This is a genomic window from Phenylobacterium sp. (assembly GCF_044358365.1).
GTDB lineage: Bacteria > Pseudomonadota > Alphaproteobacteria > Caulobacterales > Caulobacteraceae > Phenylobacterium.
Window position 1 is genome coordinate 20,707 of record NZ_JBIKNZ010000004.1, and the last position, 11,769, is coordinate 32,475.

Annotated in this window: 13 protein-coding genes; 12 read left to right on the forward strand and 1 reads right to left on the reverse strand. The window is 63.4% G+C overall.

What is annotated here, in order from left to right:
- Positions 1–23 precede the first annotated feature (23 nt).
- The 12 genes from ACIQ3B_RS02145 (at position 24) to der (ending at position 11,073) form a co-directional block, all read left to right on the forward strand.
- Complete coding sequence (locus ACIQ3B_RS02145) at positions 24–2,996, forward strand: TonB-dependent receptor domain-containing protein (protein ID WP_397399663.1); 2,973 nt, start codon at positions 24–26, stop codon at positions 2,994–2,996.
- A 79-nt stretch (positions 2,997–3,075) separates the two neighbouring features.
- On the forward strand, positions 3,076–3,423 hold the full coding sequence (locus tag ACIQ3B_RS02150) for an arsenate reductase (protein ID WP_397399664.1): 348 nt from the start codon (positions 3,076–3,078) through the stop codon (positions 3,421–3,423).
- A gap of 224 nt (positions 3,424–3,647) precedes the next feature.
- Positions 3,648–4,103, forward strand: coding sequence for a hypothetical protein (locus ACIQ3B_RS02155; RefSeq protein WP_397399665.1), 456 nt, complete (start codon positions 3,648–3,650; stop codon positions 4,101–4,103).
- Entirely contained in the window at positions 4,100–4,639 is a 540-nt protein-coding gene (locus ACIQ3B_RS02160) for an RNA polymerase sigma factor (protein ID WP_397399666.1), read from the forward strand. The genes ACIQ3B_RS02155 and ACIQ3B_RS02160 overlap by 4 nt, the downstream gene beginning before the upstream one ends.
- Positions 4,632–4,943, forward strand: a complete 312-nt coding sequence (locus ACIQ3B_RS02165) for a hypothetical protein (protein ID WP_397399667.1) — start codon at positions 4,632–4,634, stop codon at positions 4,941–4,943. The genes ACIQ3B_RS02160 and ACIQ3B_RS02165 overlap by 8 nt, the downstream gene beginning before the upstream one ends.
- Positions 4,944–5,042: 99 nt before the next feature.
- Positions 5,043–5,423, forward strand: a complete 381-nt coding sequence (locus ACIQ3B_RS02170; protein ID WP_397399668.1) for a DUF6249 domain-containing protein — start codon at positions 5,043–5,045, stop codon at positions 5,421–5,423.
- 25 nt (positions 5,424–5,448) lie between these two features.
- Positions 5,449–6,030, forward strand: coding sequence for an RNA polymerase sigma factor (locus ACIQ3B_RS02175; RefSeq protein ID WP_397399669.1), 582 nt, complete (start codon positions 5,449–5,451; stop codon positions 6,028–6,030).
- Complete coding sequence (locus ACIQ3B_RS02180; RefSeq protein ID WP_397399670.1) at positions 6,023–6,397, forward strand: hypothetical protein; 375 nt, start codon at positions 6,023–6,025, stop codon at positions 6,395–6,397. Before ACIQ3B_RS02175 ends, ACIQ3B_RS02180 begins: the two co-directional genes overlap by 8 nt.
- A gap of 2 nt (positions 6,398–6,399) precedes the next feature.
- Positions 6,400–7,233, forward strand: a complete 834-nt coding sequence (panB, locus tag ACIQ3B_RS02185; RefSeq protein WP_397399671.1) for a 3-methyl-2-oxobutanoate hydroxymethyltransferase — start codon at positions 6,400–6,402, stop codon at positions 7,231–7,233.
- 67 nt (positions 7,234–7,300) lie between these two features.
- Positions 7,301–8,068 (forward strand): tetratricopeptide repeat protein, encoded by a 768-nt coding sequence (locus ACIQ3B_RS02190; protein WP_397399672.1) that lies wholly within the window; start codon positions 7,301–7,303, stop codon positions 8,066–8,068.
- The gene (locus ACIQ3B_RS02195; protein ID WP_397399673.1) at positions 8,065–9,453 is read left to right on the forward strand and encodes a PQQ-binding-like beta-propeller repeat protein; all 1,389 of its coding nucleotides are present in this window, start codon (positions 8,065–8,067) and stop codon (positions 9,451–9,453) included. The genes ACIQ3B_RS02190 and ACIQ3B_RS02195 overlap by 4 nt, the downstream gene beginning before the upstream one ends.
- A gap of 21 nt (positions 9,454–9,474) precedes the next feature.
- Complete coding sequence (gene der, locus ACIQ3B_RS02200) at positions 9,475–11,073, forward strand: ribosome biogenesis GTPase Der (protein ID WP_397399674.1); 1,599 nt, start codon at positions 9,475–9,477, stop codon at positions 11,071–11,073.
- Here der and ACIQ3B_RS02205 read toward each other — a convergent pair.
- A complete protein-coding gene (locus tag ACIQ3B_RS02205; protein WP_397399675.1) occupies positions 11,021–11,767 on the reverse strand; it encodes an SDR family NAD(P)-dependent oxidoreductase in 747 nt (248 codons plus the stop codon). The genes der and ACIQ3B_RS02205 overlap by 53 nt on opposite strands.
- Between the last annotated feature and the right edge of the window lie 2 nt (positions 11,768–11,769).

Consider the following 11,769-nt stretch of genomic DNA (forward strand, 5'->3'; position numbering starts at 1 on the left):
ATCATCCGGGTTGGAGAAATCAAATGCTGAAACTGCAGTCTTTCTGTAGCGTATCGACGCTGGCCTTGTTGATGACGGCCATGACTACGGGCGGCGCGACGGCCCAGACCGTCGCCAAAGACGCGACCGCCGCCAAAGACGCGACCGTTGTCGAGGAAGTCGTCGTCACCGGTTCATTTATCGCCGGAACACCGAAGACGACGTCGATCCCTGTTGCCGTAATCGGGCAGGCAGAACTGGAACGGCGCGGTTCGCCGTCCGTGCTGGAGTTAATCAAGACGCTGCCGATCAGTGGACCGGTGCTGGGCGACTCCAACCAGTTTTCCGCAGCCGCCCAGGGCCGATCCGGCGGCGGCACCATCAACATCCGCGGCCTCGGCGCCCAGCGGACCCTGGTGCTGATGAACGGACGCAGGTTCTCGGGCTACGTCAGCGACACCAACCTGTTGCCTGTGGCCGCCATCGGCCGGGTCGAGATCCTGAAAGACGGCGCCGCGGCGACCTACGGCTCGGACGCCATCGGCGGCGTGGCCAACTTCATCACGCGCAAGAACTTATCGGGCCTCGAGGCTCAGGCCGACTATCGGTACGTCGACGGGTCAAAGGGCGACTATACCGGCAGCCTTCTGTTTGGCTGGGTTGGAGACACGTCGAACCTTCTGGTGAGCGCGGCCTATCAGCACCGTTCGGAGCTGGGCACCGTCGATCGCAAGAAAGACATCCTGGTGCCGTACCTCACGAATCCTTCAGGGTGGTCGGTTCTGGGGCAACCCGGCGCCTGGACAATTCGTGGCGGTCCGACTGGCACAACCACCGTTGGCTTTGCTCGAGACGCAAACTGCGCGGCGGTCGGCGGCTTCGAAGGCTTCACCGGCGCGACGCCGGCCTGTTATTTCAGCTACCTGCCGTTCGACAATCTGGTTGAGGAACAGGATCAGTATCAGCTCTACGGTGAGTTCAACGCTGATGTCGGGGCGTCGTCCAAGTTCCATGTCGAAGCGCTTTACGCACAGACGTCGATCCCGGGCATCCGGTTCTCGCCGGGCTATCCACCGACGTCGGGTCCCAACGGCCCCGGAAGCGTCAACGTCTACAGCGTTCCGTCCACGAACCCCGGCTTCAACACCTTCCTGCAACAGACAGGCAATGGGGCGCTGGTCGGCACAGCGACCAACGCATTGGCGACACTCTGGCGACCGTTCGGCGCGGGCGGCAACAACAGCACCGGCGGCCTTGGCGGACAAAAAGGCAGCCGGAAGTATGAAGAGTTCCGGATCTCGGCTGAGCTGAAGGGTGAAACCGGTTTTGCGGGCATCGGGTACGAGGTCGCCATGACCTATATCCGTGAGCTGCAGGATCAGCAGACAACAGACATCCTGATTGATCGCCTGCAACGCGCCCTGAACGGTTTCGGCGGGACCAGCTGCACCGGGACAACCCCCGGCGCGAACGGTTGCTCTTACTTCAATCCGTTCTCTAACGCCTATTCGGGCAACCCGGCTCTCGGCGGGACCAATCCCGGATTTGTGTCCGCCAACGCAAACTCAAGGGAACTGGTAGCATCGCTGTTCGACCGGCAGAAATTCAACTCCGAACAAGACACCTTCGTTGTCGACGCCGTGTTCAACGGTGTTCTGCCCATCACGCTGTCTGGCGGTGACGTCGGCTGGGCGGTCGGCGCCCAGTATCGCAAGATCAACTACGACCAGAAGATCGGCAGCCCGTTCTACAACTCGGAGATCACGCCGTGCCCGGTCGCGGGTTCAACCACCTGCGCCTTCCGGACGGGGCCCTATATCTTCCTGGGCCAGAACTTCCCGCTATCTCTGGAACAGGATGTCTATGCGGCGTTTGCCGAGTTGAACGTTCCGGTTTCGGAAGCCATCAACGTCCAATTGTCCGCGCGCTACGAGGACTATGGCGGTCAGACCGGTTCAACGTTCAATCCACAGTTCCGGACGAAATGGCAGGTCATCGACTGGCTGGCCCTGCGCGGGTCGGTGGGCACATCATTCCGCGGACCGACCGCCGGAAACGTGGTTCCTACCGGCGGCACAAGTCTTTCCGGGATCGCCGCCGCCGGCAACAACTTCAAATCCGTGGACAATTTCGGCAATCCCAACACCGCGCCCGAAAAAGCCTTCACCTACAGTCTGGGCGCCATTGTCCAGGCGGGCAATCTCACGGCCACGATCGACTACTGGTCCTACAGGCTGAAGGACCAGATCGTGTCGGTTCCGGCCAACATCGTCGCCTCGGCGGTCGCCGGGGTTGGCAACGGAAGTCAGGCTGTCAATTGCGCCAATCCGTTGCGCAGTCTGCTGACCTTCAACAATGGCAATGCCTGCATCCAGGGCGTGACCGTTGGCAACGACATCGCGCGGGTCCGGGCCGACACCACTAACGGTCCGACCATCAAGACCGACGGCATCGACGTGGATGTCACCTATCGGTTCGATGACGTGATGGGTGGCTCGCTCGATATCGGCGGCAACGTCAGCTATGTGCTCAACTTCAAGCAGGCAGCGTTCGTCTTCGGCGGTATCACCGTTTCGCCGGCCTATGAGGCTGCTGGCTTCACCAACTATGACCGTCTTCCGGGCACCATTCCGGATTGGCGCGGCCAGTTTTTTGCCGACTACACACGTGGCGACCATAACCTGCGCTGGACGATCAACTACATCGACAGCGCCATCGACAACCGCGGCCCGACCACGGTCCAGACCGGTGCTTCGACCAACTGCAATGTCGCCAATGCAAGAGCCGGGACGGCCACGAACTGCCAGCTGACGACGTCGGGCCTGAAGGTTGGATCGTTCATGACCCATGATCTGACCTATCGCTGGGTCATGGAGAACGACCTGACACTGACCGCATCAGTGCTGAACGCGCTGGACGAAAGCCCCTCAAAGGCGCGTCTGGAACTCAACTACGATCCCTTTGTCGGCAATCCGCTGGGTCGTACCTTCAAGGTCGGCGTGCGTAAGAAGTTCTAGACGCATCTGTCCAACTTGCCTGAGATTGACGCCGCTCCTGCGAAGGGGCGGCGTTCTTCTTTGTCCAGGGAAAACTTCGATGACGGCTACGCTCCACGGCATCCGAAACTGCGACACCATGAAGAAGGCCTGGACCTGGCTGGACGACCACGGGGTCGCCTACGACTTTCACGACTACAAGAAGCAGGGGATCGAACGCGGGACCCTGGAAGAATGGGTCCGGACCGTCGGTTGGGAGGTGCTCCTGAACCGCGCCGGCACGACGTTCAAGAAACTTCCGGATGCCGACAAACTGGGTATCGACGCCGTCCGGGCCGTCGACCTGATGCTCGCTCAACCATCAATGATCAAGCGCCCGGTACTGGCCATGGGAGATCGGTTGATCGTCGGCTTCAAGCCGGAGGTCTACGCCTCCGAGGTCGGCTGACGGCGGAGGCTCGCGGATGGCTCGGATGAGCTACATCGTCGACGATGTGAACGTGGCGGCTGGACCAGGTGGCCGTCAGGTCCTGTGTAAGGATCCGGCTGGCAATCCCACCGAACTTTTTCAGCCGTCTTGACGACCCCTGCATCCAAACCTCCGACCGGTGGCGACTGGTGGGTGAAGGGTGTCGGAAATCGCTTCGACATGCCGCCTACGGAGCTTCCGCAATGGACGAGATCTTCCGCAGCTATTGGTGGCTGCTGTTCCCGCTGGCCTTCTTTGCCTTTGGCGCATGGGATCGGTGGCTGGCCTATCAGCGCAGCAAGGATCGGCTCGAACTGCTGCGCACCTACACGAACCAGGGCAAGGATCCGCCGCCTGAACTGATCAAAGCTCTTCGGGACGAGGAAGAAGAGGAACCGACCGCCTACGAGCCCTATGATCGCTATGGCCGCCGCTACCGGCGCCACTATCTACGCTATCGACTGCTGGGGCCGTACTGGGCGTGGCGTCGCACGCTGGTAACGGGCTCCGTCGCAGCCGGGTTCTGGTTCGCCGCCTACTATGCAGATCTGCCGGGCGTGGACTGGTCGTTTCAGTTGGTGGCGATCATCATGTCCTGTGTTGCGGTCGGCAATCTGATTGCGGCGATCTTTTCCAGCACCTTCCCCCCGCGGCGATGAACACTGAGGGTGGGGCGGGCGATGACGCGCTGGTCGCATCCGCCCGGGCAGGATCCACGGCTGCGTTCGCAAGCCTGGTAGATCGCCACCAGCAGGCGGTCCGGGCCTTTCTTCGCCGGACCTGCGGAAGCTGGGCGCAGGCTGATGATCTGGCGCAGGAAACGTTTCTGACGGCCTGGTCGCGGCTCGGTCGGTTTCAGGAAGGCGTCAGCTTTCGGGCTTGGCTGTGCGGAATTGGATACAACAAGCACCTTTCGGCAATGCGCTCCGCCATGCGAGCGAGGGCCCGGGAGGCGACCTACGAGGCCGAAAAACCGCCATCAAGCCGCGCCATGAGCGACGAGCGGCTTACAATCGAGGCAGCTATGTCGAGCCTTCCACCGGATCAGCGGGCCTGTGTGGCCCTTTGCCTGGCGGCGGATTTCAGCCACGCCGAGGCAGCGGAGGCATTGCGCTTGCCGTTGGGTACCGTGAAGTCCCATGTTTCACGTGGGCGGGCGCGATTGTTGGAAGTTCTGGGAGGTTCGCATGAGTGAGACCGACGACCACCTGATTGCGCTGTTCTCCCGGGACGCGCCATCGGCTCGCGACCCGGCGTTCACCCTGGCCGTCATGGAGAAAGTGGCGCATCGTCGTTTTGTCGTGGACGTCCTTATGCTGACGGTCTTGACCCTGCTGGGGGGCTGCGTGCTGTGGTCGGCTTGGCCCGCATTGGTCGAAAATCTTGCGCCATTGATCAAGGGCCATTCCCCGGCCATCGCCAGCCTGACCCTGGCCTTCATGGTCGTGATTCTGCTGGAAGGGCCTGTAACAGCCGCCCCCGGAATGAAACATGACTAAGGTTTCATCCGACGCTCTGCATCTGGTGAGCTAGGTCCATGCCTCTAAGCATCATAGACGGGCGGTTCTCGCTCGCTGACCTTTGTGAGGAGACCTGACATGGAAATTCTGATCCCCCTTTCGTTCTTCGCGATGATCGCGGCGCTCGTGATCGCGCCACGCTATTTCAAGAGCCAGGAACGCCAGAAGATGGCGGAGACCCTGCGGGTCGCCATCGAGAAGGGTCAACCGCTCCCCGCCGAGTTGATCGACGCCATGTCGAGCAATGTGCGGTCGCCAGCCAGTATGCCGTCACCACAACGGGATCTGCGGGTCGGAATTGTCTGGCTTGGTGTCGGTGTGGGCTTGGCGGCGCTCGGGTTTGTCATGAGCTTTGAGGAGCCGGACGTACTCTACCCCTGCCTGGGTCTCGCGGCGTTTCCGATCTTCATTGGCCTGGCGTTTGTAGCGCTTAGCTACCTGAACAGAACCAAGTCCTGATCGCCTGAACCGGGGGTAGCAGCCCATGTCGGGATCGAACACGATCTTCACCAGTCAGCACGATGTGGACCTTTGCCGCCTTGCGGCGAATGGCGAACGCCGCGCGTTTGGAGAGCTGGTGCGGCGTCACGGCTCAGGGATCCGGCAGTTGCTGCGTCGGATGGGCGCCCAGGCGTCTGAATCAGACGACGTTGCCCAGGATGCCTTTCTCGCCGCCTTCGAGCGGATCGCAGAGTTCCGCGGGGAGGGGACGTTTGCCGGCTGGGTCAAGCGGATTGCTGCACGCCAGTATCTGCGTCGACTTCAGCGCGACAAGCGGCTGGCGGCCTATGCCCAGGATGCGGTCGGGAACGAGAGTCACGGCGGGTCCGCAGAGGCTGACGGCCGGATCGACCTTGATGAAGGCCTCAAAACCCTCTCGCCTACGGAGCGGCTGTGCGTCTCCATGTGCTACGGCGCTGGTCTTTCCCACGCCGAAGCCGCCGATGCCTTGAATTTGCCGCTTGGGACGGTCAAATCACATGTCAAACGTGGTCTGGAGAAACTCAGAGCGCGACTGGCGCCGCCCGACGGCGTCGCTCTGGACGGGAGGCGGGAGAATGGCTGAGTTCGATTTCGAGCGTCGTCTCGAACGACTCTTCGCCGAGGCTCCGGATTTCGCGGACGCTCAGGCATTTGCCGAGCGGCTTGAGCGGCGTCTTGATCGTGGCTGGACAGCGCGGCGCTGGCTGATTGGGACAGCCGGTCTCGCTGGCGGCGTTATCGGCGCGAGTCAGTTGATGCTGTTCAACGTTTTCCAGCGCGTCGAGAGCGCCGAACAGTCGGCGCGAGCTCTATCGCTCGGGCTCGCGCGCGCCACACCGTCTTCGGATATGCTGTCGGTGCTTTCAGGCGGATATGGCGTCTGGATTGCAGGCGGTCTGGCGGTCGTGGCTATGGGCTTCGCTATATCCAGGGTCATCGAGGAAATCTGATCGTGTCCAGCCAACGTCCGTCACCGGTCCGGCGTATCGCCGCTCCGGACATCTCGGCGCGGAAGGGCGGCGTGCCGATAGTATGTCTGACCGCCTACAGCGCACCCATGGCCGAGCTGCTGGACCATCACTGTGACCTGCTGCTGGTGGGGGACAGCCTGGGCATGGTTGTCCATGGCTTGCCGAACACCATCGGTGTGACCCTGGAGATGATGATCCTGCACGGTCAGGCCGTCATGCGGGGTTCTAGCCGCGCGATGGTGGTCGTCGACATGCCTTTCGGCTCCTACGAAGGCGCGCCCGAGTCCGCCTATGACAATGCCGCCCGTGTCATGAAGGAAACCGGGGCTGGCGCGGTCAAGGTCGAGGCCGGCGCTGCCGTTGTGGACACCATCGCCTTCCTGGTGGAGCGCGGTATCCCGGTGATGGGTCATGTGGGCCTGCGCCCACAGGCCGTCATGACGGACGGTGGATTTCGCGCCAAGGGTCGGTGCCAGTCAGAGCGGGAAAGCATTTTGTCGACGGCCCGGGCGACGGCGGAGGCGGGCGCCTTCGCCATCGTGGTGGAAGGTGTAGCCGAACAGCTGGCGCGTGACATCACCGAGGCTGTGGCCGTGCCCACAATCGGCATCGGAGCTTCGGTGGGTTGTGATGGGCAAATCCTGGTGACCGACGACATGCTGGGCATGTTCGACTGGACGCCCCGTTTTGTTCGCCGATACGCTGATCTGCGCAGCGAAATCGATCGCGCGGCGGCGGCGTTCAGCGAGGATGTGCGCCAGCGCCGCTTCCCCGGAACCGCAGAGATATACTTCGCCAAGGCCGGTCAGGCTTGAGGCGGGCGGCTGACCGCTATAGGTTCCGCGCCTCGTTCAGAGACAGTCGTCTGCGGAGCCCCCTTAAGTGACGGATCTATTCGAAGAGGTCGAGGAGCAGCTACGCACCGACCGCTACAAGCAGTTCGCCCGCAAGGTGATGCCGTGGTTCATCGGTGGCGCAGCTGCGCTGTTGGTCGCGACCCTGGGCTACTGGGGCTACGACACCTACCGCACCGGGCAGGTCAGCAAGGCGGCCGATCAGTATGCGGCGGCCATCGAGGCGTTTACCGCCAACGACCGCGAGAAAGCCCGCCAGCTCTGGACCGAGGTCTCCAAGGCGCAGTCCGGCGCGTACAAATCCCTCTCGCTGATGCATCTGGCGGCTTACGCGGTCGAGCAGAAGAAGACCGACGAGGCCGTCAGGCTCTACGACGAGGCCGCCAAGGCCGCGACGGATCCACTGGTCGGCGATGCGGCCCGCCTCAAATCCGCCTTCGCCGTGCTCGACACGGCGTCGCTCAAGGATATGGAGGCGCGCTTGAAGCCGCTGATGGAAGAGGGCCACCCCTATCGGATCCAGGCCAGGGAGGCTCTGGCGTTCGCAAAACTCAATGCGGGTGATCTGGCCGGTGCGCGGGGCGATTTTGTCGTCCTTTCACAGCTGCTTGATGCGCCCCAGGGCGCCCAGGCGCGCGCACAGGCGGCCATCGGCCTTATCGACTCAGGTTCGGCAAAGGCCGTTCCGGCTGTTGTGAAGGCGGCGGCGATCCTGCCGCCGCCGGGCCTGATGGATCCGTCGGCTCTGCTCGGCGCCGTTCCGCAGTCCGGCCAGCCGCAGTCCGCGCCGCAATGATGAACCGCCCGACATTTCTCGCTGCCCTGCTGGTGGCGGCCCTTGGCGTGAGCAGTTGCGCCACCGTCAACCGCCTGAACCCCTTCGACAAGAGGGATGACGGTCCCGTGGAACTGGCCGGCGAAGGCCAACGCATCTCGATCATTCCGCCAGATCAGGTTCTTGAGGCGGCGCCCGCTCTGAAGGGTGTCGACTTTGCCTTGCCTCCGGTCGAAAAGCTCGCCGCCTGGCCGGTCCCGGGCGGCACGGTCGAGCAAGTCATCGGCAATGTCGATGCAGCCCCGGACCTGTCGGTCACATGGCGCAAGAGCTTCGGGCTCGGAACCAAACGAGGCCGCTATGTCACCGCGCCGCCGGTTGGGGCTGATGGCAAGATATTTCTGATGGACGCTGAGGGCTGGGTGGCCGCCATGGATGCTCGCAGCGGCGCCCAGCTTTGGCGGACATCGACCAACCCCGGCGACAACAAGCGTGATCGCCTGGGCTTCGGCGGCGGTGTCGCTTATGCGGACGGAAAGCTCTACGTCTCGTCTGGCTATCGTGAAGTCCTGCAGATGGACGCCCAATCCGGCGCCATTGGCTGGCGCGCCCGCACAGGTGAAGCCATTCACGGCGCGCCGACGATTTCCGGCGGCCGGGTGTTCGCGGTGGCGATCGACAACACGCTACACACCTTTGATATGGCCACCGGCGCGCCGGGCTGGACCTATCAGGCGCTGTCTGAATCGGCGCGGATCCTTTCCGCGTCCAGCCCTGCTATTTCGGGCGACACGGTTGTCGCTGCCTTTGGTTCGGGCGAACTGGTGGCCTTGCGGACCGCCAACGGCAACGATCTCTGGACCGAGGCGCTCTCACGCGCCAGCCGCACCAGCGCCTTGTCGGAGATCCGCGACATCCCGGGTCGCCCTGCGATCTATCAGGGCGACGTTTTTGCCGTCAGTCACTCCGGCGTCTTCTCCGCGACGGATCTGCGAACCGGTCAGGCGCGCTGGAGTCTGCCGGTCGTGGGAATAACGGCGCCGGTTCCGGCCGGCGATGTTGTCTTTGTGGTGTCGAAGACCGGCGAGGTGATTTGCGCCTCGCGCGAGAACGGCCAGATCTTCTGGATGCGCGACCTCAACGAAGGCTTCAACGCCAAGAAGCAGGGCGGCATCTTCGGGATCGGTGGCCAGGCAAAAACGCGGCCCATCTGGTCCGGCCCGCTTCTGGCCAATGACCGCTTGCTGATTGTCGGACAAAACGGCGAGCTGGTGGCGCTCAACGCCAAGACGGGCGAGATCACCAAGCGTTTGGACATCAAGGGATCGTCCATTACCTCGCCCATCGCCATGGGTGATACTGTCTATGTGGTGACACAGGAGGCGGATCTGATCGCTATCCGGTGATCAGTCCGCTACACTACCGCCATGGCGCTCAAGATCGCGATTGTCGGGCGACCGAATGTCGGAAAGTCCACGCTGTTCAACCGTTTGGCCGGGCGCAAGCTCGCGATCGTTGACGACCAGCCGGGCGTGACCCGCGACCGTCGCTTCGGGACCGGTCGTCTGGGCGACCTGGACCTTGAGCTGATTGACACCGCCGGGTTCGAGGATGTCACCGACGAGAGCCTCGAAGCCCGGATGCGGGCGCAGACCGAGCTGGCGGTTGATGAAGCCGACGTATCGTTCTTCGTCATTGATGCCCGCGAAGGGGTGACCCCCGGCGACGAGATCTTTGCCGACGTGCTGCGCCGCAAGGGCAAGCCCGTGCTGCTGCTGGCCAACAAGTCCGAGAGCAAGGCGTCGGACTCCGGCGTTCTGGACGGATACAAGCTGGGTCTAGGCGAGCCGATCCCGATCTCTGCCGAGCATGGCGAGGGGATGGCCGACCTCTACGGCGCCGTCGTCGGTCTGACGCTCGATCTGGAAGAGGATGCCGATGAGCTGTCGGGTGACGACAAACCCGTCAGTATCGCCATCGTCGGACGCCCGAATGCCGGGAAATCGACACTGGTCAACCGCCTGATTGGCGAGGACCGACTGCTGACCGGCCCGGAGGCCGGCATCACCCGCGATGCGATCCCCGTAGACTGGACCTGGGAGGATCGCGCGATCCGGCTGGTGGACACGGCGGGCCTGCGACGCAAGGCCAAGGTGCAGGCCAATCTCGAGAAGCTGTCGACCCACGATTCCATACGGGCGATTACCTTTGCCGAGGTGGTTTTGCTGGTGATGGACGCCACCCATCCGTTCGAGACCCAGGACTTGCAGATTGCCGATCTGGTGGAGCGTGAGGGCCGGGCGCTGGTCTTCGTGCTGGCCAAGTGGGACCTCGTCGAGGATCCGCAGACCAAACTCGCCGAGCTGATCGACGAGGCCCAGCGGCAACTGCCCCAGGTCAAGGGTGCGCCCATCATCGCTCTGTCGGCGGAGACCGGTCGGGGCCTGGACCGGCTGATGCCGGCTGTCTTCAAGGCGCACGGCGACTGGTCCACCAAGGTTAAAACCCGCGATCTCAACGACTGGCTGAAGATGGCGGTCGAGCGTCATCCCCCTCCTGCGGTCGGCGGACGCCGGGTGAAGCCCAAATACATGGCCCAGACCAAGGCGCGACCACCGACCTTTGTGCTCTTCGCCAGCCGCGCGGACCAATTGCCGGACCACTACCGTCGTTATCTGGTGAACTCGATCCGCGAGAGTTTCGACCTGCCGGGCGTTCCAATCCGTCTGACCGTCAAATCAAACAAGAACCCCTTCGCCGAGGGGGAGGAGAAAAGCGGGACGGGCCTGACACGTGCGCGGCCTTCGGAGGCGAAGACGGGGCTTGCGGCGAAAACCCGACGCGCCGCTGCCGACCGCGCCAAGGAGGGGGCAGAGGGCAAGCCAAAGCTGTTTGGCAAGGCCAAGCCGCAGGGTCCAAAGGCCAAACCCGGCAATCCGCGTGGCCGTGCTGCGAAATTGATCCGGCCCGGCGTCAAGCCGAAGCGAGCGTCCCGGCCGTCTTCCAGTCCGAAAAGACCACGCTAGATTTCGGCAGACCCAGGTCGGCCTGGGCCAGCTCCACGATCAGCGGACCGATCTCGGAAGGATCGGGCAAGGTCTCGGGATCTTCGCCCGGCATCGCTTCGGCGCGCATGCGCGTGCGCATGACGGACGGGTCAAGCAGCACGGCGCGGACGTTCGTCTGCTCCAGTTCGTCGGCCCAGGTTCGCACAAGATGTTCCAGACCAGCCTTGGTGACGCCGTAAGGGCCCCAGAAGGCCTTGGGCCGGATAGCGCGCCCGCTGGTTAGGAATATCGCCCGAGGGTGTTCAGAGGCCCGCAGAAGGGGTTCCATGCTACGGATCAGGCGATAGGAGGCGCTGAGGTTGACGGCGACCACGCGGTCCCAGTGTTGCGGCTCGATGTGGCCCACCGGCGTCATCGGTCCAAGGATCGCGGCGGCATGAACCAGGATGTCCAGTCGTCCGAAGCGCTGGTGGATGGCCAGCCCTAGCTGATCAAGTCCATCGCCCTCGGCGATGTCCATGGGGACAAGAGTGGCTGGCGCGCCGGTCAGGGCGCGAATTTCATCGTCCAGGGCTTCCAGAGCGCCCGGTGTTCTGGCGACGGCGACGACATGAGCGCCTGCAGCGGCCAGGGCCAGGGCGGCGGCGCGGCCGATACCGCGGCTGGCGCCGGTCACGAGGGCGATACGGTCGGAGAGAGGCAGGTCGGACATGG